Genomic DNA, 26,388 nt, shown 5'->3' with positions numbered 1-26,388 from the left:
CTCAACTCCTATTCAGTCATTTGCGGAAGCATGACCGGGCGGGACAGCAGTCGACGACCCCTACCACCGGCGAGAAGTCGCCGATCCACAGCACCTGCCGTGGTCAATTGAATCACGAACCGGGCGCCAGACAGAATGTGGCAACGGCAACTGCCTGTCAGCAGCGTTCCGAGTATATAGCAGCTGTTATTTGCCCAGGTGCGCTCGGATATCCGCTAGCCGGCGGAGCTGCTTCCCCTCCGCATCGAAATTGCCGGGCGCGAGCCAGGCCTCAAAAGTATCGTTGAGCAACGGCCATTCGCCATCGATCATCGAGAACCAGGCCGTGTCGCGATCGCGGCGTTTGGCGATCATATGCTGGCGAAAGACGCCTTCGAAGCTGAAGCCATAGCGCGCAGCCGTCGTCTTGCTCGGCTGGTTTTTGTTGTCGCACTTCCACTCGTAACGGCGGTAGCCTAGATCTTCGAACACGTGCTTGGCCATCAGATAGTGCACTTCCGTCGAAATTGGAGAGCGCTTCATATCAGCACCATGCGCAACACCGCCGATTTCGACGACGCCGTTGGCCGGATCGGCACGCATGAAACTGGCCATGCCGACGACTTTACCAGTCGCATTGTTGCGGAAGATATGCGTCAGCCAGCCGCTATTCTTGACGTCGTCGAGCCATGTACCGAAATCGTCGATGCCGCCAAAATCGTCCTGCGCAAAATAAAGAAGCAGAGGATTGACACCCATGCCGCCCAGCCCATCCCACAGCTCCTGCAGATGCCTTGCACGAACGAACGGTTCAACCGACGCATAGCGGCCCTTCAGCGTCACATAGCCTGGGGCGGCAACCTTGTAGTTGGAAAGATCGCGCATCGTCACTCCTCTGGTCAAAGAGTGGATAGGCCAGCCGTCTTTTAAAGGCAATCGCCCGCGTTACTGGGACAAGGTCACTTTGGCGGAGGAACGGTCGCTTCCATATGAGGTATGGCGCTTGGACCGGCCGCGGCGGATGTGTCAGGAGGGCCGGCTAGCGCGAAGTCCGAGGAAGCTTTCATGCATCCGTGCCTATCAGCATCTTCGCCCGCAGAAGTCGAGGGGTCGAAAGACCTTCTGTGAACCGCTCGTACACTGGAAGGAGGATTTTTCGGGTCGATGCCCGTTCGCCGCGGCTGGCAAGATATTCAACCAGACTGATGCTCGCGGTCAGCTCCCAATAAAGACCGCCTTGAGCGGATGCTCTATGGGCCGCCTCGTGAAACAGGTTCACCGGCAATCTTTCATTGACATCTCGCGTCGCGATTATCTCGCCTTTTCTTCTCAGCAGTTCCGGTACCATCCACTGGTAGCCCTTGTCGGCTGAGAACCTCAATGCCTCCTGGATTTGCCCAAGGCCCTCGTCCAAACGTCCAGCCATCTGCAACGCGGTTGCGAGTTCACACATGAAAAAGGGATAGAACAGCAAATATGAGGTCTCATGCATTTCACGAAGCCCGGCTCGAAGGGCGTCTATGCCCTCTGCGGGGGAGCCTGATCGTGAAGCCAAACTGCCACGCACGCACAGGCCCACCGCGTAGAAAGGTTTTAGACCGTGCTGCAATGCATGTTCAATCAGTTCTTCGCCCCACTCTCGGGCTCGAAGGTCGTTCTCCAGGCTCAGGGATACGAAGGCCGACGCCCAGGCCAAAGCGACACAAAATACAAACGGTTGCTTGGTCGCGCGCGCTTCGAGAATTGAATCTTCCGCTGTCCGCGAAGCTGCATCCAATCGACCCAGTGATATCAAATTGACCGTGTTGTGAGCCATGGAGGACGTCCGAATATCCGCTCCCAGCCTCAGCATATCTCTGCGGCGATTGGTGAGGGGCGAATTCCTCGCGGCCCAATCAAGCCTGTCTTGCGCTTCCAAGTGCTCAGCTTGATAGGCCTGCGGGATCCCAATCATCCACGCTGCTGTTGCCCGCGACTGCGCGTCTCGGTCATCGGAACCCTTCTCGTATTCGCGGGCATAGGCAAGCGCGTCCTTCAATTCCATTGAACGGGCGGAGAAAAGCCAAAGCGCACAAGTCACTCGTTGCTGATAATCAGCATCACCCAAAGCTTTCGCCAGTGAAAGAGCACGAATAAGCACGTCCCTTCCCCGTTTGCTCATGCCCTGGGTATAGATCAGTGCAAATCCGAGGGCGCATTGCAGTACCATTTCAGTGCGGCTGCCCGCCTCGTCTTCAAGCTGAAACAGTGCTTTTTGAGCCCATTCCCCGGATTCGGACACGAGCGATATCGCGGTCCAAAAATCGGAGGCGACGGCGGCCAGTCTCGCTCCCAGCTTTCCATCGCCATCAGACGATAAGGCCCAAGTCAAAGCGGCGCGTAGATTATCGATCTCCCGGCGATAGGGACCGAGACGTTCGATCGCCACCTGAAGTGAATTCGCATTCGAAAATGGCTGGAAGAACGATCGAAAGAACTCCGCACTTCTCTGCATCGTCAGACGATAGTCAGCACCCGCCCCAAGTTTTTCGAGAGAATAGACCCGCACGGTCTCCAGAAGACGCCAGCGAGGAGCCGCGTCTGTTCCTTCAAATGTCACGAGCGATTTTGAGACGAGATTTGAAAGCCCTGAAGCGGTTTGCTCCTCGTCCTCCCCGCTTGCTGCCGTGGCCGCCTCTAAAGTGAAACCTGCGGGAAAGACGGCCAGATTACGAAGCAGGCGACGCTCGCCTTCCGGCAACAACTCGTAGCTCCAATCAAGAGCGGCCCGGAGCGTTCGGTGTCGAGGCAGAGCAGTTCGGCGTCCGCCGGTGAGGAGGACGAATCGATCATCCAGACGGCCAGCGATCTGTTGAAGACCCAAGGTGGCCGCGCGAGCGGCGGCGAACTCTATGGCCAGGGGAATTCCGTCGAGATGACGGCAGATACCCGCGATAACCGAGACCCTGTCCTTGCTCATGGTAAAGTCAGACTGTAGCGCCAGCGTTCGAGCGACAAATAGCTGAACCGCACTGTGTTGAAGCGCATCGACCTTTTCTTCTTTCGCAGGTACTTCGAGCGGCGGCACGCGGTAGGTGAATTCGCCTTCTATGCGAAGAAGCTCCCGGCTCGTGGCAAGGACGGACACGTTCTGGCAGGCACGCAGGATCGCCTCGACCATCTCCGCAGCAGCATCGACAACATGTTCGCAATTGTCGATTACCAGCAACATTTTTCGGTTGCCGATGGCTCGTGCCACGAGATCGGCGGAGATGTCGTCACCTTGAAGGCGCAAATCGAGAGTCTGGGCTAGCGTTGTCGGAACGAGGTTCGGATCTGGGAGCGACACCAGCTCTACAAAGAACGCATCTCCATCAATGGATGGCTGCAGACGTCGGGCGACTTCCGATGCGAGTACCGTCTTTCCGATCCCGCCCGGTCCTGTGAGGGTTACAACGCGATAGGCCGACATAAGCGTTATAATCTGCGAAATCGAAGACTGACGTCCGATGAGCTCGGACGCGGCCGAAGGAATGTTCGTGACGAAAGCCCCTCGTTCGCTGGGTTCCACGCGGATCGCTGGTGTTGACCCAAGGAATCGCGCCTCGGGTTCCGTCCATTCGCCGAGCAGTCGATACCCCCGGCCGGACACCGTCCGGAGCAAGTCGCGATCCTTTCCCAGTGCCCGCCGTATCGCTGAGATATGTACTTGAAGAGTGTTATCCTCGACGACAAGGCCGGGCCAGACTCGCTTCATCAGCTCGTCCTTCGTTACGATCCCGCCCGAGGAGAGGGCGAGGGTCTCCAGGATTTCGAACGCACGGCTGCCGAGCGGGACCGGTGCCCCCATGGCACGTAGCTCTCGCTTTTCGAGATCTAACTCCCATCCGGAGTACTCGAAAAGTCCAATCTCAATCTGTCCCAAAGCGATCCGTTCTATCTGATGAAGTCATAGCGATAAGAACATATAAGAGACAGATTGCGGAACAGTCCTTTAACAACCCGTAGCAGAATACTTCAGCTTTTTTCAGGTTCTGTCACGCCACTTAAGTCGCATGATCAGGCGCGCTCGTCTAAAACCATGACAGCAACACCCACACCAACGAGCATGACACATCAATCAAACAATCCAGCCACGGCATAGCTAGCGCACAATCAATGAAGGGGAATGGCATGTACGTCACCAAACACCTTACCGCTCCTTTGAAAGTTGACGTCAGACCGTCCAGCCAACCGGACGTGGCAGTTCTGAGCAACGACGCCCATATCGGCACGGCCCTGCATGAACATGTCTCTCGAATGGGATGGCATCCTGAGACTTATGATTCGGCGGCAAGCTTTCTAGGCGCAACGCAGGCCGGCGGCTTCGATTGCATCGTCGTTGATGCTGGCATGGCCGATCTGACGGTCTCAGATCTCACGCACCTCATTTGTCTACATGCGCTGCATTGCCCCATCATCGTTCTGACCGCAAAGCCCCGCGCCGCGATGACAGCCACGACCAGCAAATTCCGCGTAACATTCATGCCCAAACCTGACGAACCAAGCTTTCTGGTGGAAGAGGTGAACGCCGCAATCCGTGCGGTCAGTGACGCGGACCGCCTGGAAGCTTATTTTCTCACGTTAACCCCGCGAGAAAGACAGGTCATGACGTTTGTGGCGGAGGGGCTATTGAACAAGCAGGTGGCTTATAGACTGAATATCAGCGAAATAACCGTAAAGGCTCATCGAGGACAGGTGATGAGAAAGATGAAAGCCAGGACTCTCCCCGATCTGGTCAACATGGTCGCGAAACTTGGACCAGCTTGCGGATCCAGTCCCAGCTTCCAATCAGCGCTGTGATATCCTCAAAGCGGTCGAGTTGAGAGAAGAGACTGCAGTCCGTTGGAAGCCCTGACACAACCGGTCGGCAACAGTTTCCTTCTACCGATCTCGGGTTTCCTGGAGTTCGCCGCCATGCGAAACTCCTCACCGACAGCGATTGGATCGCTTCACCTCTCGTGCGGCAGGACGACAGCCCGCCGCCCAGTTTCAGCAAGCCCGCTTTCGATCAGGACGACTTCAATCACCCTTCTGCTTCAAGCCGTCGGTCACCTTCTTTACGACCGGATCGCTACTACTCTCTCCATTGGCGTCTCTGGCTTTGTCGGGATTGTCCTTGGCGCGCATATAACCGCGGGGCGTATTTCCCTGCGGACCCTCCCAACGTGGCGATTGATCAGTGGTACCGGGTGCACCATCCTTCGGCGATGTCGTTCCCATGGCATTCCTCCTTTGATGATGAGTAACCTGAGTAATCGATGAAGGTTCCATTGGTGTCGGCTCCTGTGATCGCCAATCTCTCGGCATCCATACCCCCACCACGGACTGGCGCAGCTGCGTATTGACATTGCTTTCGCATCGACCGTTCCGCCGCGATCCAGCACGAGTGCGGCCCCACGAGGGAACCTCGGAAAATTCTGAGCGTTTGTGATCAGTTCAGAGCCTGAGGCAGCCATGACCATAGCCGAAAATATCTTCAATCATCCGGGATTACGTGAAGCAAAAGAACAACGGTCGAGCGGCGGCGAAAGACGGAGGGCAGGAGCTTTTCCATTGGGTGATACGGCTGCGTACACAGCCTTCCTCATCAACGGCAACACTTATTTCGCCGAACTGGCGCGTACGTTACGAATGGCCAGGCGCACGATCTGGATCGTCGGATGGGACTTCAATCCCGATATCCTGATGGAGCCGGACAAATCCGACGAGACATTGGGCGACATGCTGCATGCACTGAGCGCGGCAAATCCGGCGCTCAAAATACGCATCCTCATCTGGGCGTTCGGCCCGATCTATTCGGAAAAATCCCTGAAACTATTGCGAAAGAAGACCTTCCCGAAGAGCCCGGGGATTGATCTGCGCTTCGATATCCAGCACGCGATACGCGGCAGCCATCATCAAAAACTCGTCTGCGTCGATGACGCGGTTTCTTTCATCGGTGGAATGGACCTGACGTCACGGCGGTGGGATACGCGGCGCCATCGCGCAGAAGACAAACTACGGCGCGCGCCCGAAGGCGTTTCCTACGATCCGCTGCACGACGTTCAGGCCATGGTCACCGGTGATGCCGCCCGGCTCATCGGTGAAATTGCAAGACGGCGGTGGGAAAAAGCCACCGGTGAGACCCACGCGTCCCTTGCCGAGGGGATTGATTTCACCTGGCCGGACGATCGTTCCATTTCGCTGGTCAACTGCCCAGTCAGCTTCGCGTTGACGGAGCCTTCGACGGCCTTTCAGTCCGGCGTTGGCGAGGGCATCACCATGACGCTTGACGTCATCGCCAGGGCCAGGCGGCAGCTTTATATCGAGACGCAATATCTTTCCTCCTTCCGCATTGCCGACGCCATTGCCGCGCGCCTGCAGGAGGAAGACGGGCCGGAAGTGATCGTCATCTGCACGCGCAGTTCCCACGGGCTGATCGAAAAAATCGTCATGGGCAACAATCGCGATCGCGTCATCCGGCGCCTGAAACGGGCCGACCGCAATAACCGTCTGCGCGTTTTTTACCCCGTCGTGCCAGGGAAGGTCGATGGTGAACTGGAAGTGCTTGTCCATTCCAAACTGATCATCGCTGATGACGAGCTCGTTCGCATTGGCTCTTCCAATCTCAACAACCGCTCGGAAGGGCTGGATTCAGAATGCGACATGCTTCTCCAGGCCGGAAATACAGACCACCGCCATGCGATCGCTGATCTGCGCAACAGGCTGCTGGCAGAGTTCCTCGGTACCACCGCGGAGAGTTTTGCCGGGGCCATCACCCGCACCGGCTCGACGATCGCAGCGGTCGCAGATTTCAACACCGGACCGCGCGGTCTGCGAGAATACGCCGTCAAGCCGGACGGCAGCACCGTTCCCATTCCCGGCACAGCTATCTTCGACCCCGCTCGACCCTTTGCACCGTTACACCGATTGGGCCTTCGCTCGCTCATCCGTCGAGTTCGTCTCATCACCCGCCTCGCGTGAATGCCGCCGCAAGACCACCTCGCTGATGAACAGCAAGGTGGTGCCGAGCACTAGCGGGATGAAGAAATAGACGCAGCGAAACGCAATGAGCGCGCCGATCGACGCCTCCTTCGGCACGACATAGGCAACGGTTGCCTCGAGCACGCCGAGACCGCCCGGGACATGCGTCGCAAGGATTGCCGAATTGGCGAGCACGAAAGCCGTCACCGAGCGGAAAAAGGCGACGGAGCCGAAGGCCGAGAGCATCTGGTGCAGGCAGGCGGAAACGAAGATGAAGTTGATCGTCCCGATCGCGACCTGCCCAACTGCGATCGAAAACCGCGGCAGCTGAAACGACCAGCGCCACAGCTGCAATTGGCCGCGCACAAAAAATGCCAGCGCTGCATAGGCGACCGGCAGGACAAGGGCGAGCAAGCCGAACAGTCGGGTCGTTGCCGTCCCGATTTGCAGAAGGCGCCCGGCATCCACGGGATTGATGATCATTGCAAGGCCGCCCAACGTCACCAGTCCGAGCCCGACCGTGACGCCGCAAAAGAGGATGATCTTTGCCACATCCTCAGCTGTCAGTCCCCAGCGCGAGTAATAGCGGTAGCGGAAAGCCCCGCTGCTCAGCCCCGCAAAGCCGATATTGTGCCCGAGCGAAAGGCTGACGAAGGAAGCCAGTGCGACCTTTGGATAAGGCAACGACTTGCCGAGAGAACGGATTGCCAGCAAATCGAAGCAACTCAGGCACAGATAGGATGCAGCTGCACAGAGAAGTGCCAGGCACAATCTCCAAAACGGTATGCTACGCACCGACTGGACGACCTGATCATAACTGTACTGCTCGAAAATCCGATAGAGAAGAAAGAATGCCAGGCAAAGGGCGGCAACAAACAGTCCATTCCAGATTATGCTTTTCAATGTCATCGATCTTCCATAATGCAAGGTGCGAGCGCTGCTGCTCGATCTGCGGGAACGAATGGCCGGGTTTTGTGTTCCTAGCAGCAGCAACCTTTCAGCGGGCCATGCCGGATAAACCGATCAGACTTCTGACCTACAACGTGCATAGCTGCATCGGTACCGACCGCAAGCTTGACCCCGGCCGCATTGCCAATGTCATCGCCGAGGCCGAGGCCGATATCGTCGCTCTCCAGGAAGTCGATGTCGGGCGGCGAAGGACAGGCGGTGTCGACCAGGCGCACATGATCGCATCACTCCTGAAGATGCAGGCGCATTTCCATCCGGCGCTGTCAGTCGCGGAGGAGCAATACGGCGACGCAATCATCACCGCGCTACCGACCGGTGCGGTCAAGGCCGGCCCGCTACCGTCCATCGGCGAAACGCGCGGTGCTCTTTCCGTGGAGATAATGGTTGGTGAAAGGAAACTGCTCGTCGTCAACACGCATCTCGGCCTTCGCGGACGCGAGCGCATCCAGCAGATGACCACGCTGCTGAATTCCGGCTGGCTGCGCGGTACGGCAGACGAGACTGTTCCGAGCATTCTGTGTGGCGATTTCAATGCCCTTCCGGCATCGGTGACCTATCGTCTTGCGACGCGGTCGCTGAAGGATGCCCAACTTGCCGGCGCCGCACCGCCAAGACCGACCTTTCCTTCCCGCTACCCGCTGATGCGTCTCGACCACATCTTCGTAACCGACGATCTAGTCGTAAGGAAAGCCGCAGTCCTTGAGACGAGGCTGGCAAGGATTGCCTCGGACCACCTCCCCCTTCTGGCGGAAATCGCCTTCGGCTGAACCGTACCCTCGCTGTCATCCTGCTGGCTTCAGCGTCATGGCATCCGTCGCCCCAGATATGGGAATCCGGCGCGCTCTCGCATCGGAATGTCGTGGTTGCCATGCAATTTGAGAGCTTTCATGGCAGCCACCGGAGTGTGGTACGACACCAACGGTCCCGAGAACCAATTGATCCAGACGGCAGCGTATAGAAGCTTGCTGCTGGTGGCGGCGCGGGCGCGCCGTACTGCCAGACGCCAACATAGCCGTGATCTGAGTGCGCTTGCGGTCATTGTCTCCCCTAATGTTTGGAATGGACCGTCGAATGGACGTCTTGGAACTGCCAGGGATCAACTCCTTCCCCTACGGTTGAGGACTGGAACAATCATGCGGCGCAAACATTGGGAACAGGTCGTCTAACCCCGGCAAACCGGAGGACAGACCGATACAATCAGCACTTCGCCACAGGAGGATCCACCATGGCAACTAGCAAGACGTTGAACGACCTGTTCCTCGACACTCTCAAGGACATTTATTTCGCGGAAAAACAGATCCTGAAGGCTCTGCCAAAAATGGCTCGCGCCGCCCAGTCCGAGGAAGGTAGGGCCGGCTTCCTCAAGCATCGCGACGAAACCCAGGGCCAGATCGAACGACTCGAACAGGTCTTCGAACTTCTCGGCAAACCGGCTCGCGGCAAGACCTGCGAGGCCATCCAGGGCATCATTGCCGAAGGCGAAGAAATCATGGAGGAGTATAAGGGCACGGCTGCCCTTGATGCCGGTCTGATCTCGGCAGCGCAGGCCGTCGAGCACTATGAAATCGCTCGCTACGGCACGCTGATCACCTGGGCCAAGCAGATCGGCCTCAACGACGCTGTCGCCCTTCTTCAGGCAAACCTTGCCGAAGAAGAGGCCACAGACAAGAAGCTGACTGAGCTCGCACTCGCCTCGGCCAACGCCAAGGGGCAGAAAGCCGCCTGAACCGATGTAGGTCCCGCGAGAAGGCCGCCCACCAGGGCGGCCTTTCTTCAATCGGCAATTCACACATATCGGAACGGATGGAGACAATGGCCAAGAAAACGTCGATGCCCGCCAGAACAACACAGCGACGATCCTCGACCAGAAACTCCATCGCGGCGAAGGTAGCGAGCTTCATCAATTCGCCGAAGATGGACATCCGATTCTGACGAGGCTAATCGCGTCATACAACCGAGTTTGAGAGCAGCAGCCCTCGCGTCGCCTGTTCCACGTCTGTAGTCTTCCATGAACCTAACATGAAGCCTGTTTTCAGAGCGAGTTCATGCCGGCGGGGCCACGCTTACCCATGATCTACCATGGAGAAGCTCTATGAAAATCGCCCATTTTATCGTTGCGGCCACTCTCTCGCTCGCTTCGGCCTTCGTTGCGGCGGAGCCGGCTTCGGCAGTGCCGCGATCTGCAGCACCGGTTGCAGCCGTCGAAAAGAGCGACGTCGTTCAGGTCCGGCACCGCCACTACCGGCATCATCATCGCGATTATTACCGGCATGGCTGGCGTCACCACCGTCACCAACGCTATGATCGGGATTGGCGCTCGGAGCGGCGCTGGCGGGAAAATCGTTACTGGCGAGACAATGACCGCTATTACCGCCCTCATCGCAGCGGCGTCTATTTCCGCTTGGATCTCTAGGCAAAAAGCCCGGGAGACCGGTGCTTTTTCAAGATTTGCCGAGGCCGCCTTGGCGATATCGTCTCCTAGGCAGCGCGCCTGGCATAGCGATGTTGCCCCGCGTATCCATTGGTTCATGCTTGATCGGGCGTTATACGCTTTTCCAAAGAAGGTATAACGCCCGACCGTGCGAGACCGATCGACACTCAAGAACCGAAAAGTGCCGATGGCGAGCGCTTGCTCCATCCCGACCGGCGTCACCTCAGTTGGGTTCGCCCGTCCGGGAAAGCAGGTCGCGCCACCGCTTCACATAGCCCGCAATGATAAGATGGTGCATGCCCGCGGAAAGCAGCCGCTCTGACAGGACGTCGAGATCGAAAGTATCGATGGGCGTGTCCTTGGCATAATGCCGGACCGTATATGTGAACATTTCCTCCCAACTGCGGCGGACCGCCACGGATTCATCGGCCAGATACGGCCGGTACTGATCAATCAATTCTGCCAGGGTCATTGAATGTCCTCCACATCTGTCGCGGGATCTATGTAACCATCCCGACGCCTGAGTGCGCTGACAACGCGCCCGGGCAGGCGATCATACGCGGCTCCCTTTTCCAGGCCTGACCCAGCCCTCAATGAGCCGCTAACGTCGGCGGACGACGCCTATTCGGCCCCCTGCGTTACTGCGACCCGCAGGGCGGGTTGATCCCGCGGCAACTGATCGTTAGGTTGCCGACGCGTTCAACACTAGAAACGAGGGTTCTCATGCCAACTGGCAAGGTCAAGTTTTTCAACAACGACAAAGGCTTCGGCTTCATCACACCGGACGACGGCGGTGCCGACGTTTTCGTGCACGTCTCGGCGCTGCAGTATGGTGACGGGCTGAAGGAAGGACAAAGCGTGTCCTTCGACGTTGGCCAGGATCGGAAGACCGGCAAGTCGAAGGCCGAGAACGTCAGATCGCTCTGAGCCGAGCGGGATCTCCTTCTCGACAAGCCCAATGCATCGCGGGGCGCCATTGAATGGCGCCCCGCTCAACACCACCAGCCGGCCGAATTCGCCGGCGCGACTCAGGCCAAGGACCCGCTCTTCAGTGCTTTGTAGCGCTCGCGACCTTGGTTGATTTCGGCGGCCGGGCTGTCGTCGGAACGCTCTGGGCGCCGCTTTTGGATTTGTCTGCGCCTTTTGTCTTTGGAGACAAATCCGCTGCGACAGCTTTCTTCGACCGAGGTTTCTTGGCAGGCTGACCGCCCGCATCGGCGCTCGCGGCGATTTCCTGAAATGCCTGCAACCAGTGCTTCATGTCCTCCCCATGGGGCCGGCCTTCCTGTTCCCAGATCTCGTAGGCGCGCTGTCTGATTCGGTCTTCGCTCGATGCCATCGGTTTTTCTCCATGTCGGATTGTTGTCCGGATCAGACAAATGGCGCGGTCGGTTACGGCGGCAACTATGGTGCATGTATTTATCGGCTGGGTCTCATCACGAAAACGCGATGGGTCGACTGTGCCTCCGGGCAACTTCGAGGTTTCCAGCCGCCGGTTAGGATCGTCTCGCACCAGAGGCCAGGCGCCTCAGCGAAAGCTCGATATGATTCCTAAGCGCCATTGCTGATTTAAGAGGTCGGTACCTCTACCCACTGAGAGAACATCGCAGCCTGGCCAAAATCCTGCCCTTCTGCGTCTCGGAGCTGCCAGACTATCCCGTCTTCCATCCAGAAGCGGCTCCCTGACTTCGTAACACGCAAACCACGATAGCCCGCCATATACCCATTTTGCGCCACAGCATCGAGCAGCGTCTGACGCTCTCCCCGTTCGCTGGGGCCCGCCGACAGCCTGGATTCCAGCTTTACGAATTCGCTCCAGCTATATCCAAACCGCCTCTGGGCCGCACCGTTGGCGTAGACAAACACAGGACTGGGCGCGGTGTTATGGGCCAGGACCACAAAAGGGGCATCGCCGTAGAGCCACTCGGGCCCACGTTCCTTGGGAACAAGAGCTCTGCCGACGAGACGTCTGAAGCTCCCGGTGAGAAGCTCGAAAAATTCCGGGTCGTTCGGGTTCAGTTCACCGTTCAGCTGCATATGGTTTCCTTCTCCAGCGCGGACGCTGCACGCATCTTCGCGCCCCATGTATTCACCGAACATGGGCACCGGTGCGGCAGCCGCACCGGTGGGAGGGGCCTTTAGTTCGGCAAGAGATAGTTCTTGCGGATATACGAGAGCTTGAAGCCTGCCTTGGTCAGGTTTCCGAAGGATATGTTCGGCTGCCCCTCCTGAGGTTCACTTGTCTCGACCGCAAACAGAGAAACGCCTTGGGCCAGGCCTTCGTTCAGCCGGGCATTGATCAGCGCTTTTTGCGCTCCGCGATTTCGGTATTCAGGGAGTGTCGCTCCTGCTCCCAGCCAGGCGCAACCATTCTCTATAAACAGCGCGCCCGTCCCGACCGGCGTGCCCTCCAATTCCGCAATGAAGCAGGCCCAGCCGCTTTTGCCGACAAGGCATGACCAGAGCGGCTCAAGCTCCGCCGGAAAACCAAAGCCTGCGCACATCAGCTTGCCAAAAGTCGGAGCGTCATCGATACCGGCCAAGCGTGCACGCACGGGCCCTTCGGTTGAAAGCGGAACGACTGGAGCGGATCGCGTGAGCTTTGCCCAGGCACCGTTTTCGATCAATCCCTTATCCAGAATCCATCCACGCATTTCATCGGAGGCGGAGGATTCGCTGATCTGGACGTGCCGCCTGCCTGTTTTGGTCTTCATCCAACCAAGCGCGGCGTCGAGTTCGTCGATGTCATTCAGGGCCAAAATGCGATTGAGGCCAATGGCGGGAGCCGATGGCAGCGAAATGGCACAGCCGTCGCCCAATGGCATGCAGGCAAATTCGACGCTGTCCTTGAATGGTTGCGGCGTTATCCTGGCCAGATCAACGAAAGCCTTGGCCTCGATCATCTCTTCCCTGGCAATTCGATCGTTTGAAATGCTCAACCTATTCCCCTTTTTTATGACGAGCTGCCCACAGGGGCAGCAGTAAGTTACTGCGGCGCATACCCGTCAGGACCGGAATCGCAGCGTCGAGATAGCCTCCCTTTTCCTCGCGGATAAAGTGTGCGGCGGTCAAGAGAGGTCAAGAGCAACCACGGAGGGCAATGGATAGGCCGCTCGAACACGCAGCAAACCGTTGCGGCATCGTTGGCTCGTCGCGCGTCAGAAAAAGATCGACATGACCAGATCCTGGTCGAAATCACCAAAACCCTTGCCGAAGAGGTTCATACCGCCGGGGTTATCGGCTTTTTCGTCGATGCCGATGCGGAAGCGGATCGAGTGATGGTCGGCTATGCCGAGCGAGGTGATGGTCTGGGTCGAGACCATGGCGCCGTCGATCCAGGTGCCGGTCTCGTCGATCGTCCAGGTCTTGAGCTTGCCGTATTGCGAGCCCGACAGCTTCCACCAGGATGGCGAATACATGCCGCGGCGATCGCCATAGTCACCGGGCGAAGTCCAGTGTCCTGCCTTGATGCCGTTGACCCAGATCGAGATGTCGGACGGCCAATTGGCATTGGTAGCCGGGGTTTCCGAGCTTAGTTCGGCCGTAAATTCAACCTTGCGGATCTTCTTGCCGGACACCTTGGCATTGTTCGGGAACTTGTATTCGACATAGCCTCGTGTGAACCAGAGCAATGCCGCCTGCATGCGCTGCGGGTCGAGGAAGACCTCCTGCACGTCGAGCATGCCTATGACATTGTTGACCGAACAGAGGCCGCAGGGCGCCCCCACGTCGAATTCGGTAAAGAGGCCGATCGGCATGCTGACGGTCACCACATCCCCGCTCGCCTTGGTACCGTTGGTATCGAAGCGGATGAGGATTTCGTCATAGATGCTGGAGCAGACCTTCTGGTTTCCCTTCGTCGCCTTCATCGTTTGTGTCTGGATGAGGCCGGCCTGCTCGAGCGACTTCAGATTGGTCGCGGTCGTCGATTGCGGCAAGCGCATCTGCGCCGCGATGTCGTTGACATTCAGCGGCCCCTTCTGGCGCAGCAGGTTGAGGATTTCGATACGCGTCGGGGAACCGAGAGCCTGGACGACGTCAACGTCCCGCATCGGATCAACGGTTAGAAGTTTCGTCTCCATACCTTGATACTGGTTTCCAGTCTCTCTTGTTGGTTTCAGCTGATATCACGGTGGCATAGTCCATGTCGCCGCCTTTTCTGGAAGTGCCGGCCCGCGCCTCGGGAGAGCTCTCGCGGACCGGCAGGGCCTTCTCACCTCGGCCCGGAAGCAATCTCTCACGCACTTAGCCCTTGATGCCCGATGACAGCATGAGGGCCTGCGTTACGCGTTTCTGGAACAACAGATAGGCAACCGCGACCGGCATCGCAGCGAGGATTGCCACCGCCATGTCGCGCGCATATTTCACGCCGAATGCGTCTCTCGTCTGGGTGATGCCGACAGTGATCGTCATCATGTCGTCGGAGTTGGTAACGAGGAACGGCCAGAGGAAGGCGTTCCAAGCCATGATGTAGGTAATGATCGCCAGCGCTGTCGTAATACCCCAGTTCAGCGGCAGATAAAGCTTGAACAGGATCTGGAACTCGCCGCAGCCATCGAGCTTGGCCGCCTCGCGCAGCTCCTTCGGCACGGAATCGAAGAACTGCTTGTAGACGATGACAACAACGGGAACGATCAGCTGGGGCAGGATGATGCCGCCCCACGTGTTGATCAGGTTCAGCTTATGCATCAGCACGAACTGCGAAATGACCAGCGCCTGCGAGGGCACCATGAAGCTCGCCAGGATGATGCCGTAGAGAAGCTTGCGACCGGGAAAGACGATCTGCGACAGCGCATAGGCGCACATGACGCTGATCAGGATGACGACGACGGTCACCGTCACCGAGGTGACGATCGAGTTTAGATACCAGGTCGATAGCTTGGTTTCGAAGAGGGCATAATAATAGCCTGAGAAATTGAAGACGTCAGGGAAAAGGGTGGTCTTGTTGACCACGTCCTGTTCCGGCTTGATGGACGTGACGATCGCCCAATAGATCGGAAAAGCCCAGGTGCAGGCGATCACCACTGTGAGGATCAGAAGAAGCGTATTGCCGATTGATTTGCCGGGCATCTCAGCGCTCCCTCACTCGCAGGAGCTGATATTGCAGCACCGAGACGACGACAATGATGATGAACAGGATCACCGCGACTGCGGAGCCGAGACCACCGTGGTTCGATCGGAAAGCCTCGCGATAGACGAGTTGCAAGAGCACATACGTGGAATTGAACGGCCCGCCCTCTGTCAGCAGATAGACCTGATCAAAGATCTTGAGCTGCAGGATGAGCTGCAATGTCAGCACCAGCGCGGTTACCGGCCAGATCAGCGGCCAGGTGATGCGCTTGAAGCACTGCCAGCGCGTCGCGCCGTCAAGCGTCGCCGCCTCGTAATAGTCGTGGGGAATGTTGCGCAGGCCGGCAATGAAGAGCAGCAGATTGAAGCCGTTGGTCCACCAGACCGTCACGAGCGCAACCATGGGCATGGCCCATATCGGATCGCGGAAGACGCTGACGCGTGAGCCGGTGAAGGCTTCGATCGCGAACTGTGCGATCCCGAATTGCTGGTCGAGCACCCATTTCCAGATCTGGGTGACAACCGAAACCGGAAGAATATACGGGATGAAGAAGAGCACCAGCACGAGGCTCTGCATCCAGCCTTTCAGGCGCACGACCATCAGTGCCAGCCCAAGGCCGATCAACGTGTTCGGGATAACCGTCAAAACGACGAAATAACCGGTATTCCAGACCGATGTATAGAAGAGCTTCTGATGGAAGAGCCTGATATAATTGTCGAAGCCGACCCATTGGCCTTCGCCGACGAGCGGGGCGTCGGTAAAACTCAAGGCGAACATCTTATAGACCGGATAGGCAAACACGACCGCATAGGCGATCAGGAACGGTGCAATCATGGTGATCGCCGTTATCGTCTTGCGCCGCTTTTCATTGTTGACCACAGATCATCTCCCTGGAGGAAGGCTGGCCGGAGATACTCCGGCCAGCATCGTCTCACTGCTGGCTCTGCAGCTCCTCACGCATCTGATCGATGGCATCCGCCGGATCGAGCTGACCGTTCAGAGCCGGAACCACGAAGTTCTGTGTTGCCTCGTAGATCGGGCCTGCGACACCGGCGAGCTTGGAAACCGGATCGAAGACAGCCGTATCGGCAAGCTTCGCATAGGTGGCATTCGGCTGCATTTCCTTGAATTCCTTGCTGTCCGTCACCGGCTTGAAAGCAGGAATATGACCGGCGCTGGCCCAGGAAATGCTGTGCTGGTTCATCCAGGCAATGATCTGCAGCACGGCCTTCAGTTTTTCAGGGGTGATCGGCTTGCTGTCGCTGTTCGGAACGGCGAAGGAATGTGAATCCGCCCAGGTGGCCTGGGTACCCATCAGGTTCGGGATTTCGATGGCGCCCCATTCGAAGCCGAGCTCGCCCTTCTTCGCAAGGTCGGCCATCGTCGGCACTTCCCAGACGCCGTTGACATGCATCGCAGCCTTGCCCGAGGTGAAGAGCGCAATCGAGGCTTCGTAGGAGATCAGCTTCGGCGAATAGCCTGAGGAAACCCAGTTCGCCATGGTCTGAAGCGCCTTTACACCGGCATCGCCCGGCAAGATCTGGTCGCCGTCGATGAACTTGGCGCCCTGCTGGGAGAGCAGCGTGTAGAAGACGCGCCACATGGAGCCGCCTTCATCCGTGTGCAGCGAAAGCGGATATTCGACCTTGCCTGTCGCCTTGATCTTGTCGAGCGCGGCGTTGAAATTGGCGAGACCGTCGAGGCCCTTCGGCAGACCGTCATCGCCCAGCAGACCGGCTTCCTTCAGGATGGTCTTGTTATAGTAGAGAACGATCGAGTGGACGTCAAAAGGAATGCCGTAGACCTTGTTGTCGAAGGTAGCCTGCTTCCAGGCCGCGTCGACATAGTTTTCCTTCTTGATGCCTGCGGAAGCAAGCTCCTCGTCCGAGAAGGGCCGCAGGATACCGGTTGGCACGGCGAGCGGATAACGCGACATGTGATAGGTCATGATATCCGGCTGCTGGCCGACAGCAGCTGACGTTTGCACCTTGGTGTAGAAGGGCACGCCCCATTCAAGCGTCGTGGCGTTGATCTTGATGTCGGGATGGGTGTCGTTGAATTCCTTGATGAGCGCTTTCATGCGCACACCATCGCCGCCACTTAAGAAATCCCACCAGGTGATGTCCGTCTGCGCGAATGCGGCTGCCGAGGGCAGCAATGCGATGGCCGCCGAAACGGCAAGTTTTAAGAGTTTTCTCACGTTTGTTCCTCCTCTAAAGCATGGGTTGGGTCACCCCGGTGCCCGGGGCGGCTTCTGTCGCGGACCTCCTCCAAAGGCGCGCGATCACGTCTCCTGCATTCCTTTCCGGTCTCCGGATCGCAGCTCCGGACCCCGTTCAATCAGCTGAGCCTTCTGCCTTCGGCATCGAAGGCCAGCATCTCAGGCACTCTCAGAGAGAGGCTGATCTTCTCCTTCGGCTGAGGCCTGCTTTCGCGGCACTCGACCGTCATCTCCGCATTGGTCGCGGTCAGCACGTGAAGATATCCGGTGCCGCCAAGCTCTTCGGTGAATTCAGCGGTGACAGGCAGCGTCAGGCCTCCATCTGAGGCGCCAAGCCCGATATTCTCGGGCCGGACGCCGACATTGATGGCTGCGCCTTGAGCGACCGGGCCGCGTGTCGGCAGCTCGAAAACCTGACCCGGCGCGTCATCGAGTTCAATGCGGGCGGAGTTCTGGCCAGCGGCAACGACCTTTCCCTTCAGAAAGTTCATGCCCGGCGAACCGATGAACCCAGCGACGAACATGTTCTGTGGATCGCGATAGAGCTCCAGGGGTGCGCCGACCTGCTGGACGATGCCCTCCTTCAGCACGACGATCTTGTCTGCAAGCGTCATCGCCTCGACCTGGTCATGGGTGACATAGACCATCGTCGCACCGATCTGCCGGTGCAGGCGGGCGATCTCCATGCGCATTTTCACGCGCAATTCGGCATCGAGGTTGGAGAGCGGCTCGTCGAACAGGAAGACCCGCGGCTCGCGCACGATGGCGCGGCCGATCGCCACCCGCTGGCGCTGGCCGCCGGAAAGCTGGCTCGGTTTGTGTTGCAGGTAGTCGCCGAGGCGAAGGATATCGGCGGCCGCCTTCACCTTCTGCTGGATCTCTGCCTTCGGCCGCTTGGCGATCGACAGGCTGAAGGCCATGTTTTCGAAGACGGAAAGATGCGGATAGAGCGCGTAGGACTGGAAGACCATGGCGACGCCGCGTTTTGACGCCTCCCTGTGCGTTACGTCTTCATTCTCGATGCTGATCTGCCCGCCGCTCGTTTCCTCGAGCCCCGCAATCATCCTCAGCAGCGTCGATTTCCCGCAGCCGGAAGGGCCGACGAAAACGGCGAACTCACCCTGCTCGATCTCGATATCGACGCCGTGAATGACAGCGAAGGACCCGAACGACTTCCTGACGTCAGTCAGTTTTATCCCAGACATATATCCTCCCGATGGGCACTCCGGACGGGGCAGCCTCCTCCGCTGCCCCGATGGCATTCAGCTCACGCCGAGGCGACGGACAGCAGGATGAAATGATAGGATTTCGCCGGCAGCGATCCGGTGAGCCTACCCTCGTCGGTGACCTGGAGGCCGGACCCTGCCTTCGGCACGATGCGGTTCTGGTCTTCGACAGAGTTGCGCGCCTTCAGATCGTCGCCCACCATCGTATGATGCTGGACGATCTTCGCGCCCTTGAAGCCCTGCAGGGCGACATCGAGATCGATCGCCTCGTCAAGGCTACGGTTGATCGCAAAGAGCGCGATGCTCTTGCCATCCTCCTGCAACACCGCCGAAAGATCGAGATAGGGCACGTCCTGTGCCACCTCGCAATCATAGGTCGGGCCTGACGCGGAAATGTTGAGAGCTGTGCCGCGGCCATACTTCGAAGCAAACTGCAGCGGGTAGTAGATCGACTGGCGCCAGGCCGGTCCACCCGCCTTGGTCAGGATCGGGGCGATGACGTTGACGAGCTGCGCCATGCAGGCGATCTTGACGCGGTCGGAACGGCGGATGAAGACGTTGATCAGCGAGGCGACGAAGATCGCGTCCTCGAGATTGTAGAGTTCCTCGAGCAGCGGCGGCGCTTCCGGCCAATCCCAGTTCTTGTAGCGCTGATCGTCTTCCTTCCGGTCGTGATACCAGACGTTCCATTCGTCGAAGCAGATCTTCACGTCGCGCTTCGAGCGCTTCTTTGCCTTGATGTAGTCGATGACGCCGCCGATCGTGACGATGTAGCGATCGAGCTCGATCGCCTTGGCATAGTAGTTGAGCGTGTCGTTTTCTTCGTTGCCGAAATATTTGTGCAGCGAGATATAGTCGACGCTGTCATAGCTCGCATCGAGAACCTGTGCCTCCCACTCGGGATAGGTCTTCATCTTGTCGTTAGACGAACCGCAGACCACGGTCTCGAGCGTCTTGTCGAAATATTTGAAGGCCTTGCTGACGTCATTGGCAAGCAGACCATATTCGGTTGCGGTCTTATGACCGACCTGCCAGGGACCATCGATCTCGTTGCCGAGGCACCAGATGCGGACATTGTGCGGGTCCTTGTATCCGTGCTTGGCGCGCAGGTCACTCCAGTAGGTACCACCAGGATGGTTGCAATATTCGAGGAAATTGCGGGCATCATTCAGGCCGCGCGAACCGAGGTTCATGGCGAGCATCATCTCGGTCTTGGCGAGCTTCGACCAGTCGGCGAATTCGTTGACGCCCATCTGGTTGGTCTCGCGGGTCCGCCAGGCAAGATCAAGACGCGTCGGACGCTGATCGCGCGGGCCGATGCCGTCTTCCCAATGATAGGCCGAAACGAAATTGCCGCCCGGATACCGGACGATCGGCATATCGAGATCGCGCACCATATCAAGAACGTCGGTACGGAAACCTTCCTTATCAGCTTTTTCGTGACCCGGCTCATAAATACCGGTGTAAACGGCACGGCCCATATGCTCCAGAAAGGAGCCATAGACGCGCTTGTCGACGGTCGAGATGGTAAATTCCCTATTCAGGGTCGCTTTAGCCCGCATTGATGTTCCTCGTTTATTGAATTTAATTTTTGAGCAAGCTAATCTGAGAGGTTTTTTTAATCAAGTATTTTGTTTCATATCAAAAAAACAGTTTCAGTATGGTGCCGGACCAGCGAAATCTGTGAGAAATCAGGCGTTTCGGTCCCGGTCGTGGTTCTCCGCCGGGTCGATAAAGCCGCGATTAACCAACCAATCTCAAGGGCGGGAACAAATTCCTTCTCCAGGCGTTTGGGCGCTCGCAACAGGAGGAGGAAAAGATGCCGAATGCCCAATGGAGCGAACCGATCGAAATCAAGTTCGACAATTCCGGATCCAGGACGGTCATGGGCCCGTTCGACGCACTCATCTATCTTCACGACGGGTGGCCACGGCGCACGGGGGCAAAATTCGTCAAAGCAAGCAACGCCTGCAAGGGCGCCGTGGAAGGACGTGTGAGCCTGGAAACGGCAAGGGAAGATTTTCTCGCTGCAGCAGCAGAAGCGAAACTAACCACACATTGAGCCCAGGGGCGGACGCGCACATGCGGCGTCCACCCATATTTATAAGGAGGGAGACTGCATGCGCGCCTTGCTGGTATCGTTGTTGACGTTGGCCGTGGCCACCATTTCGACAGGCCCGGCCATATCTGCCGACATGATTCAAGGTTATGAACGACCCCATGTCGTCAAGCATCGGCCGAAGCCAGTCATTCGTGCACACTACGTGCAGCGCCGGCATCTCGATTGCACCGATATGATCGTCGAATACCGCTACATTCCGCGCACGGAATTCGTGACGGTGTGCCACCGTCTCTGAAGCGTGCCAGGCCGGCTCGCCAAGTCTCGTGTCAGATCGGATAGTGTCCGGGCTGCGATGCCACCGTAATCCACCTGAGATCGGTGAACTCGTTGATGCCGGCCTTGCCGCCGAAGCGGCCGTAACCGGAGGCTTTCACGCCGCCGAAAGGCATCTGTGCCTCGTCATGCACGGTCGGGCCGTTCACGTGGCAGATGCCGCTTTCAATCCGTCTCGCAACCTCCATGGCGCGGGCGGCATCCCTACCGAAGACGGCGGCAGACAGGCCGTATTCCGTATCATTGGCAATCCGGACCGCCTCATCGATACCGCGCGCGCGCACCATACAGGCAACCGGACCGAAGCTTTCCTCTCCGTAGATACGCATTGATGGGGTCACGTGGTCGAGCACCGCGGCATCCATCAGCGTTCCGACCGCGCGGCCACCCGCGAGCAGGCGGGCGCCCTTGGACACCGCATCCTCGATCAGGCCGTTGACACGTTCCACCGCATCCAGACCGATCATCGAGCCGAGCGGCGAATTGCTCTGGCGCGGATCGCCGGCCACCAGCGTCGCGGCCTTGCGGGCGAACTGATCGGCAAACTCGTCGGCTACCGCTTCGTCGACGACAATCCTTTCGGTCGACATGCAGATCTGCCCCTGGTTCATGAAGGCACCGAAGGCCGCGGCTTTCACGGCTTCGCCGATATCGGCATCATCGAGCACGACGAAGGGCGCCTTGCCGCCAAGCTCCAGCAGTACGGGCTTCAGATGGCGGGCGCAGACCTCGGCGATAACGCGGCCGACGCGGGTCGAGCCGGTGAAATTGACACGGCGCACCGCCGGGTGGGCGATTAACTTTTCGACGATGGATGCAGCATCGGCCGGCGCATTGCTGAGCACATTGACGACACCGTCGCCGAGGCCCGCCTCGCGCAATGTCTCGCCGATCAGATGATGCGTCTTCGGGCAAAGCTCGGATGCCTTGAGGATAACGGTATTGCCGCAGGCAAGCGGCAGGGCGACAGCGCGCACGCCGAGAATGACAGGGGCGTTCCACGGCGCAATACCGAGGACGACACCGGCCGGCTGGCGCACGGCCATCGCTAACAGGCCGGGCTTGTCCGAGGGGATCACTTCGCCGGTGATCTGCGTGCACATCGCGGCCGCTTCGCGCAGCATATTGGCGGCGAGATAGACGTTGAAGCCCGCCCAGGCGGCCGTAGCCCCCGTTTCCTCGGCCATCGCAGCGATGAATTCGCCGGTGCGGGAATCCAGGATGTCGGCGGCCTTCGAAAGGCGCTTGCGCCGCTCGGTCGGCGCCAGCGCCGACCAGGCCGGAAAGGCTGCAGCCGCAGCGGCAGCCGCAGCGTGTGCATCTTCCAGCGTCGCCGCGGCGGCCTTCGTCGCCAGCTGACCGGTAATCGGGTTTAATCGTTCGAAGGTTGCGCCGTTCGAAGCCGGGATGGCACGACCGCCAATGAGAAGCATCAGATCAACCATCTCTTTGCCTTTCAGATATGCGCTGTAAAACCCGCCAAGGGCCCGGCGCGATGATGTTTGCTGGTTTCCGGCTCCGCCGGGGCATGCGAATCGGTCACACCGATAGACCGATGTCTTTCATTGGAAGGTCCTCACCCCTATCGCCTGATATTCAAGCTCTCCTCGGGGTCCAGTAGGAACCAATCCATCGGCGAAATGAATGGATTCTCCTGGCAGTTTATTGTACTTTTCCGCGAATTCTTCAAATTCCCGCTTGGCCTGTGATCGCCCAGCCAGTCGCGTGCCCGGAGTTCATGATGGCGGAAAAGTTGCTCGACATGCCGGCCTTGTCGGTCACCGCATCGATGATTTCCGCTGGCCTCGGAAGTCAGACCTGGAGCCTTGACGCCCCCGGCAGCCGTCCCTTCTATCAGGCCTTCTTCGTCTCGCGAGGCAGCGCGAGCCTATCCATCGACGGACAGGCGGGGCTTACGCTCTCGGCACCTGCGGCACTTTGGCTGCCGCGACGGATTTTGGGAACTTTCGTTCTTGCAGCCGGCAGCGAGGGAGGGATGCTCTCGGCGGCTGAAGACTTTGTCCACAGAACGGTCGGCGATAGCCCGGCCGCCGTGCAGTTGCACGACATGATCGAACGCGTTGTCGTGGCTCAAAACGAAAATCTGGCGGGGCATGCGGGCGATATCGGTCGCGCCTTCGAGGTCATGATGCAGGAGGCACGGGACCGCCGACCCGGCGGGACAGCGCTTGTCAGCGCCTATTTTTCCGTGCTGCTCCTGTTGATATGGCGGGCCTCAGGGGCATCGTCACCGACGAAGACGTCAGGCACCGGGGCGACCACCTTGCAACGGTTCAGGCAGATCGTCGAATTGCGTTACCGCGAACAGCCGGCAATTACCGATATCGCCCGAACGATGGGCATCACCTATGACCATCTGCATCGGGTCTGCATTTCCGGCGCCGGACGAAGCCCGATGGAGCTGATCCATGAAAGGCTGATCGCCGAGGCAAAGCTGCGGCTTGGGCAATCGGAACAATCCGTCGAGCAGATCGGCTTCGGGCTCGGCTTTCGCGATCCCGGCTATTTCAGCCGCTTCTTCAAAAGCCGCGTTGGCGAGCCACCTGGCGCCTACCGGCGCAAGATCGCCGCGCAGTCGGCCAAAGGCGCCGCCCCATCCTTTGCCGCCTGGCCGTAAGGCACGAGCGATTGAGGCGACGGGTTCAGAACGTCCGCAACTCGCGCGTCAGCGTCTGAAGCTGCCTGAAGCCCTCGTAACGCTTTGCGTGAAGATCGGCGATCGCGCCTTGCGTCGGCTTATAGGTCTCTTCGGCTGACGACAGTTTCGTCATGGCTTCACGCATATCGGCAAACAGCCCGCCGGCGACGGCGCCGAGGATCGCAGCGCCCAGCAGGACAGGCTCTTCAGCCTTCGTTGCGACCACCGGCTTGCCACTCGCATCGGCAAGCATCTGGCGCACGAAATCATGCTGGCCGGCGCCGCCGCTGATGACGATGTTATCGATAGTAACGCCGGCATCGGCCTGCGTATCGATGATCTGCCTCAGGCCATAGCCGATCCCGCAAAGGCTGGCGACGTAGAGCGCAACCAGGCTGTCGATATCTCTTTCCATATCAAGCCCGGCAATGACGGCACGGGCATGCGGATCGGCAAAGGGGGCACGATTACCGAGGAATTCGGGAACGACATGCATGCCTGCGACGAGTTTGACGGCATCCGAGGGCTGACCCGCCTTTTGCGCAGCCCTATCCGCCAGCAGTACCGGCAACGGAAGACCAATGCGCTTCGACAGCTCCCGCGCCTCGGCGGCAGCCGGATGGAAGGAAAGCAGGTGATCGATGGCCGCACCTGCCGCGCTCTGGCCGCCTTCGTTCAACCACATACCCGGCACCATGGCCGAGTAGTAGGGACCCCAGACGCCGGGCACGAAGGCGGGCTTTGATGTCGAGGTCATGGTGCAGGACGAGGTGCCGAAGACATAGCCGAGATTGGCCTGTGGGCCGTCGCCAATACCAACGGTTCCGATCCCGCCCGCATGGGCATCGATCAGGCCGGCAGCAACCGCCGTTCCCGCAGTGAGGCCAAGTTCCTCGGCTGCAGCTGCAGTCAGGCCCTGACCGACCGCCGAGCCTGGCTCGACGATGGTCTGGCCGATGCGGGCGAAGCCCTCCTCGGCCAGCGCGCCGAGACCGATCTGGTGGAAATAGGACGCATCCCACCGCTTCTCATGGGCAAGATAAGTCCATTTGCAGGTGACTGTGCAGGTGGAACGCGACAGATCACCTGTCGCCTGCCAGGTGAGAAAGTCTGCGAGATCGAAAAACTGCCAAGTGGTATCGAAGATCTGTGGGCGGTTCTCCTTCAGCCAGAGGATCTTCGGCGTTTCCATTTCCGGCGAGATACGGCCGCCGACGTAACGCAGCACGTCATGGCCGAGTGCGTTGATACGCTCCGCCTGGGGAACGGCGCGGTGGTCCATCCAGACGATGATGTTGCGGTCCGGATCTTCGGAGGGACCGACGGGAAGCGGCTTGCCCCCCTCGCCTAGCACGACAAGCGAGCAGGTCGCGTCGAAACCGAGACCCGCCACGGATGCCGGATCGATACCACTTGCGGCAACGACCTCGCGGACGGAGGCACAGACGGCTGCCCAGATCTCGGTGCTCGACTGCTCGACGATCGAGCCGGCCTCATGAAAGAGCGTGATGTCCCGCTTGGCGGAGGCAAGCATCCGGCCATTAAGGTCGAACAGGCCCGCACGGGCGCTGCCGGTGCCGACATCGACGCCGATGACATGTTTGGCACCCGCTCCTGACGCGTGTGAAGTGTCGCTCATGATCTCTCGATTCAAATCGGCAATATCAGGTTTCTAGAGCAATCCAGAGCCGCACCTGTCAACCTCAGAGGTCGACGCTGTTCGGCAGGATTACGAGATCGCGGACAGTGACGTTGCGCGGTCTGGACAACATGAACAGCACGGCATCGGCCACTTCCTTCGGCTGCATCAGGCTGCCATTGGCAAGCGCCTCTTCCATCTTGGCTTTCGGCCAGTCATCCAGGAGCGCGGTAACGACCGGTCCAGGCAGCACCGCGCCGACGCGAACGCCATGCGGGGCGACCTGCCGGCGGGTGGAGTGGACGAAGGCCTGAACGGCGAATTTCGAAGCCGTATAGATCGGCTCCCAGACGACGGGCACGACGCCGGCGATCGAGCTGGTAAAGAGGATATCCCCGGACTTCTGGGCGATCATATGCGGCAGCACCGCATGGACAGAACGGAAGGCGGCATTGATGTTGAGGTTCAGCATACGGTCCCAGGCATCCGGATCACCTTCGGCAACCGGCCCGCCAATATAGGCGCCGGCATTGGCGTGGAAGATATCGAGCCGGCCGGCCGCTTCCAGAATGCGCGGCAGCATTCCGGAAACCTGCGGGCCGTCGAGCAGATCGACGACGAGCGGCAGGGCGCCCTCACCAATCTCCCTGCAGAGAGCCTCGAGCCTGTCCTTGGCACGGTCGATGAGCACCACGGTAGCGCCTTCGGCATGCAGGGTGCGGGCGCATTCCAGCCCGATACCCGAAGCCGCGCCGGTGATGGCGGCGACCTTGCCCTTCATGAGATCAGTCATGCGAATACTCCTTGAGAATGC

26 protein-coding genes are annotated in these 26,388 nt (G+C 58.9%); 9 read left to right on the top strand and 17 right to left on the bottom strand.

Annotated elements, in window-relative coordinates; translation table 11 throughout:
- Window positions 1-186 precede the first annotated feature (186 nt).
- Together AC1DNW_RS17580 and AC1DNW_RS17575 are read right to left on the bottom strand one after the other, a co-directional pair.
- A complete protein-coding gene (locus AC1DNW_RS17580) occupies window positions 187-864 on the bottom strand; it encodes a GNAT family N-acetyltransferase (RefSeq protein ID WP_113297309.1) in 678 nt (225 codons plus the stop codon).
- A gap of 178 nt (window positions 865-1,042) precedes the next feature.
- Window positions 1,043-3,883, bottom strand: coding sequence for a helix-turn-helix transcriptional regulator (locus AC1DNW_RS17575; protein WP_113510612.1), 2,841 nt, complete (start codon window positions 3,881-3,883; stop codon window positions 1,043-1,045).
- A 248-nt stretch (window positions 3,884-4,131) separates the two neighbouring features.
- On the opposite strand from AC1DNW_RS17575, the gene AC1DNW_RS17570 reads away from it, so the two are divergent.
- Window positions 4,132-4,800 carry a LuxR C-terminal-related transcriptional regulator gene (locus AC1DNW_RS17570; RefSeq protein WP_113510611.1) on the top strand — a complete coding sequence of 223 codons (669 nt, stop codon included), beginning with the start codon at window positions 4,132-4,134 and terminating at the stop codon, window positions 4,798-4,800.
- A gap of 219 nt (window positions 4,801-5,019) precedes the next feature.
- Here AC1DNW_RS17570 and AC1DNW_RS17565 read toward each other — a convergent pair whose 3' ends face one another.
- The gene (locus tag AC1DNW_RS17565) at window positions 5,020-5,220 is read right to left on the bottom strand and encodes a hypothetical protein (RefSeq protein ID WP_113510610.1); all 201 of its coding nucleotides are present in this window, start codon (window positions 5,218-5,220) and stop codon (window positions 5,020-5,022) included.
- Between the two features lie 234 nt (window positions 5,221-5,454).
- On the opposite strand from AC1DNW_RS17565, the gene AC1DNW_RS17560 reads away from it, so the two are divergent.
- Entirely contained in the window at window positions 5,455-6,963 is a 1,509-nt protein-coding gene (locus AC1DNW_RS17560) for a phospholipase D-like domain-containing protein (protein WP_113510609.1), read from the top strand.
- Here the strand turns inward: AC1DNW_RS17560 and AC1DNW_RS17555 are convergent.
- On the bottom strand, window positions 6,901-7,872 hold the full coding sequence (locus AC1DNW_RS17555) for a lysylphosphatidylglycerol synthase domain-containing protein (RefSeq protein ID WP_113510608.1): 972 nt from the start codon (window positions 7,870-7,872) through the stop codon (window positions 6,901-6,903). The two genes, AC1DNW_RS17560 and AC1DNW_RS17555, sit on opposite strands and share 63 nt — an antisense overlap.
- Window positions 7,873-7,970: 98 nt before the next feature.
- On the opposite strand from AC1DNW_RS17555, the gene AC1DNW_RS17550 reads away from it, so the two are divergent.
- From AC1DNW_RS17550 to AC1DNW_RS17540, 3 genes are all read left to right on the top strand, one after another.
- Window positions 7,971-8,699: an endonuclease/exonuclease/phosphatase family protein gene (locus AC1DNW_RS17550; protein ID WP_113510627.1), complete on the top strand. Its 729-nt coding sequence runs from the start codon at window positions 7,971-7,973 to the stop codon at window positions 8,697-8,699.
- Between the two features lie 458 nt (window positions 8,700-9,157).
- A complete protein-coding gene (locus tag AC1DNW_RS17545) occupies window positions 9,158-9,658 on the top strand; it encodes a YciE/YciF ferroxidase family protein (protein ID WP_113297315.1) in 501 nt (166 codons plus the stop codon).
- Between the two features lie 366 nt (window positions 9,659-10,024).
- On the top strand, window positions 10,025-10,345 hold the full coding sequence (locus AC1DNW_RS17540) for a hypothetical protein (protein ID WP_113510607.1): 321 nt from the start codon (window positions 10,025-10,027) through the stop codon (window positions 10,343-10,345).
- A gap of 241 nt (window positions 10,346-10,586) precedes the next feature.
- Here the strand turns inward: AC1DNW_RS17540 and AC1DNW_RS17535 are convergent, their stop codons facing one another.
- The gene (locus tag AC1DNW_RS17535) at window positions 10,587-10,835 is read right to left on the bottom strand and encodes a hypothetical protein (protein ID WP_113297317.1); all 249 of its coding nucleotides are present in this window, start codon (window positions 10,833-10,835) and stop codon (window positions 10,587-10,589) included.
- Between the two features lie 251 nt (window positions 10,836-11,086).
- Between AC1DNW_RS17535 and AC1DNW_RS17530 the strand changes: the two genes are divergently transcribed.
- Window positions 11,087-11,290, top strand: a complete 204-nt coding sequence (locus AC1DNW_RS17530) for a cold-shock protein (protein ID WP_113310792.1) — start codon at window positions 11,087-11,089, stop codon at window positions 11,288-11,290.
- A 121-nt stretch (window positions 11,291-11,411) separates the two neighbouring features.
- On the opposite strand, the gene AC1DNW_RS17525 is transcribed toward AC1DNW_RS17530, so the two are convergent.
- From AC1DNW_RS17525 to arfA, 9 genes are all read right to left on the bottom strand, one after another.
- Window positions 11,412-11,702 (bottom strand): DUF2934 domain-containing protein, encoded by a 291-nt coding sequence (locus AC1DNW_RS17525; RefSeq protein ID WP_113318914.1) that lies wholly within the window; start codon window positions 11,700-11,702, stop codon window positions 11,412-11,414.
- Between the two features lie 230 nt (window positions 11,703-11,932).
- Entirely contained in the window at window positions 11,933-12,400 is a 468-nt protein-coding gene (locus tag AC1DNW_RS17520) for an MEKHLA domain-containing protein (RefSeq protein WP_113509019.1), read from the bottom strand.
- Window positions 12,401-12,501: 101 nt separating this feature from the next.
- Window positions 12,502-13,266, bottom strand: coding sequence for a GNAT family N-acetyltransferase (locus AC1DNW_RS17515; RefSeq protein WP_477853833.1), 765 nt, complete (start codon window positions 13,264-13,266; stop codon window positions 12,502-12,504).
- Between the two features lie 255 nt (window positions 13,267-13,521).
- Window positions 13,522-14,445 (bottom strand): ArsR family transcriptional regulator, encoded by a 924-nt coding sequence (locus AC1DNW_RS17510; RefSeq protein ID WP_113298957.1) that lies wholly within the window; start codon window positions 14,443-14,445, stop codon window positions 13,522-13,524.
- A gap of 163 nt (window positions 14,446-14,608) precedes the next feature.
- Window positions 14,609-15,433: a carbohydrate ABC transporter permease gene (locus tag AC1DNW_RS17505; RefSeq protein ID WP_113298958.1), complete on the bottom strand. Its 825-nt coding sequence runs from the start codon at window positions 15,431-15,433 to the stop codon at window positions 14,609-14,611.
- A 1-nt stretch (window position 15,434) separates the two neighbouring features.
- Window positions 15,435-16,268 (bottom strand): carbohydrate ABC transporter permease, encoded by an 834-nt coding sequence (locus AC1DNW_RS17500; protein ID WP_113311882.1) that lies wholly within the window; start codon window positions 16,266-16,268, stop codon window positions 15,435-15,437.
- A gap of 97 nt (window positions 16,269-16,365) precedes the next feature.
- Entirely contained in the window at window positions 16,366-17,634 is a 1,269-nt protein-coding gene (locus tag AC1DNW_RS17495; RefSeq protein WP_113298959.1) for an ABC transporter substrate-binding protein, read from the bottom strand.
- A 140-nt stretch (window positions 17,635-17,774) separates the two neighbouring features.
- Entirely contained in the window at window positions 17,775-18,860 is a 1,086-nt protein-coding gene (locus AC1DNW_RS17490; RefSeq protein WP_477853831.1) for an ABC transporter ATP-binding protein, read from the bottom strand.
- Between the two features lie 62 nt (window positions 18,861-18,922).
- Window positions 18,923-20,443: an arabinosylfuranosidase ArfA gene (arfA, locus tag AC1DNW_RS17485; RefSeq protein WP_113311858.1), complete on the bottom strand. Its 1,521-nt coding sequence runs from the start codon at window positions 20,441-20,443 to the stop codon at window positions 18,923-18,925.
- A gap of 257 nt (window positions 20,444-20,700) precedes the next feature.
- Between arfA and AC1DNW_RS17480 the strand changes: the two genes are divergently transcribed.
- On the top strand, window positions 20,701-20,943 hold the full coding sequence (locus AC1DNW_RS17480) for a DUF982 domain-containing protein (protein WP_113298962.1): 243 nt from the start codon (window positions 20,701-20,703) through the stop codon (window positions 20,941-20,943).
- A gap of 58 nt (window positions 20,944-21,001) precedes the next feature.
- The gene (locus tag AC1DNW_RS17475; protein ID WP_477853829.1) at window positions 21,002-21,238 is read left to right on the top strand and encodes a hypothetical protein; all 237 of its coding nucleotides are present in this window, start codon (window positions 21,002-21,004) and stop codon (window positions 21,236-21,238) included.
- Window positions 21,239-21,269: 31 nt separating this feature from the next.
- On the opposite strand, the gene AC1DNW_RS17470 is transcribed toward AC1DNW_RS17475, so the two are convergent.
- Complete coding sequence (locus AC1DNW_RS17470; protein ID WP_113298964.1) at window positions 21,270-22,721, bottom strand: aldehyde dehydrogenase; 1,452 nt, start codon at window positions 22,719-22,721, stop codon at window positions 21,270-21,272.
- 293 nt (window positions 22,722-23,014) lie between these two features.
- On the opposite strand from AC1DNW_RS17470, the gene AC1DNW_RS17465 reads away from it, so the two are divergent.
- The gene (locus AC1DNW_RS17465; RefSeq protein WP_477853828.1) at window positions 23,015-23,914 is read left to right on the top strand and encodes a helix-turn-helix domain-containing protein; all 900 of its coding nucleotides are present in this window, start codon (window positions 23,015-23,017) and stop codon (window positions 23,912-23,914) included.
- Window positions 23,915-23,939: 25 nt separating this feature from the next.
- Here the strand turns inward: AC1DNW_RS17465 and AC1DNW_RS17460 are convergent, their stop codons facing one another.
- Window positions 23,940-25,574, bottom strand: a complete 1,635-nt coding sequence (locus tag AC1DNW_RS17460; RefSeq protein WP_477853826.1) for an FGGY-family carbohydrate kinase — start codon at window positions 25,572-25,574, stop codon at window positions 23,940-23,942.
- Between the two features lie 64 nt (window positions 25,575-25,638).
- Window positions 25,639-26,367, bottom strand: a complete 729-nt coding sequence (locus tag AC1DNW_RS17455) for an SDR family oxidoreductase (RefSeq protein ID WP_113298967.1) — start codon at window positions 26,365-26,367, stop codon at window positions 25,639-25,641.
- Window positions 26,368-26,388: the final 21 nt, after the last annotated feature.

The organism is Rhizobium sp. 05L429, assembly GCF_056397645.1.
This window is presented reverse-complemented; position numbering and strand designations above follow the sequence as displayed.

Coding starts and splice junctions, on each gene's coding strand:
- AC1DNW_RS17475 (WP_477853829.1), top strand. CDS start 21,002: ATGCGCGCCTTGCTGGTATCGTTGTTGACGTTGGCCGTGGCCACCATT.
- AC1DNW_RS17455 (WP_113298967.1), bottom strand. CDS start 26,367: ATGACTGATCTCATGAAGGGCAAGGTCGCCGCCATCACCGGCGCGGCT.
- AC1DNW_RS17530 (WP_113310792.1), top strand. CDS start 11,087: ATGCCAACTGGCAAGGTCAAGTTTTTCAACAACGACAAAGGCTTCGGC.
- AC1DNW_RS17505 (WP_113298958.1), bottom strand. CDS start 15,433: ATGCCCGGCAAATCAATCGGCAATACGCTTCTTCTGATCCTCACAGTG.
- AC1DNW_RS17470 (WP_113298964.1), bottom strand. CDS start 22,721: ATGGTTGATCTGATGCTTCTCATTGGCGGTCGTGCCATCCCGGCTTCG.
- AC1DNW_RS17525 (WP_113318914.1), bottom strand. CDS start 11,702: ATGGCATCGAGCGAAGACCGAATCAGACAGCGCGCCTACGAGATCTGG.
- AC1DNW_RS17490 (WP_477853831.1), bottom strand. CDS start 18,860: ATGTCTGGGATAAAACTGACTGACGTCAGGAAGTCGTTCGGGTCCTTC.
- AC1DNW_RS17510 (WP_113298957.1), bottom strand. CDS start 14,445: ATGGAGACGAAACTTCTAACCGTTGATCCGATGCGGGACGTTGACGTC.
- AC1DNW_RS17460 (WP_477853826.1), bottom strand. CDS start 25,574: ATGAGCGACACTTCACACGCGTCAGGAGCGGGTGCCAAACATGTCATC.
- AC1DNW_RS17535 (WP_113297317.1), bottom strand. CDS start 10,835: ATGACCCTGGCAGAATTGATTGATCAGTACCGGCCGTATCTGGCCGAT.
- AC1DNW_RS17565 (WP_113510610.1), bottom strand. CDS start 5,220: ATGGGAACGACATCGCCGAAGGATGGTGCACCCGGTACCACTGATCAA.
- AC1DNW_RS17540 (WP_113510607.1), top strand. CDS start 10,025: ATGAAAATCGCCCATTTTATCGTTGCGGCCACTCTCTCGCTCGCTTCG.
- AC1DNW_RS17515 (WP_477853833.1), bottom strand. CDS start 13,266: ATGATCGAGGCCAAGGCTTTCGTTGATCTGGCCAGGATAACGCCGCAA.
- arfA (WP_113311858.1), bottom strand. CDS start 20,443: ATGCGGGCTAAAGCGACCCTGAATAGGGAATTTACCATCTCGACCGTC.
- AC1DNW_RS17520 (WP_113509019.1), bottom strand. CDS start 12,400: ATGCAGCTGAACGGTGAACTGAACCCGAACGACCCGGAATTTTTCGAG.
- AC1DNW_RS17570 (WP_113510611.1), top strand. CDS start 4,132: ATGTACGTCACCAAACACCTTACCGCTCCTTTGAAAGTTGACGTCAGA.
- AC1DNW_RS17560 (WP_113510609.1), top strand. CDS start 5,455: ATGACCATAGCCGAAAATATCTTCAATCATCCGGGATTACGTGAAGCA.
- AC1DNW_RS17550 (WP_113510627.1), top strand. CDS start 7,971: ATGCCGGATAAACCGATCAGACTTCTGACCTACAACGTGCATAGCTGC.
- AC1DNW_RS17500 (WP_113311882.1), bottom strand. CDS start 16,268: ATGATTGCACCGTTCCTGATCGCCTATGCGGTCGTGTTTGCCTATCCG.
- AC1DNW_RS17580 (WP_113297309.1), bottom strand. CDS start 864: ATGCGCGATCTTTCCAACTACAAGGTTGCCGCCCCAGGCTATGTGACG.
- AC1DNW_RS17465 (WP_477853828.1), top strand. CDS start 23,015: ATGATGGCGGAAAAGTTGCTCGACATGCCGGCCTTGTCGGTCACCGCA.
- AC1DNW_RS17545 (WP_113297315.1), top strand. CDS start 9,158: ATGGCAACTAGCAAGACGTTGAACGACCTGTTCCTCGACACTCTCAAG.
- AC1DNW_RS17480 (WP_113298962.1), top strand. CDS start 20,701: ATGCCGAATGCCCAATGGAGCGAACCGATCGAAATCAAGTTCGACAAT.
- AC1DNW_RS17555 (WP_113510608.1), bottom strand. CDS start 7,872: ATGACATTGAAAAGCATAATCTGGAATGGACTGTTTGTTGCCGCCCTT.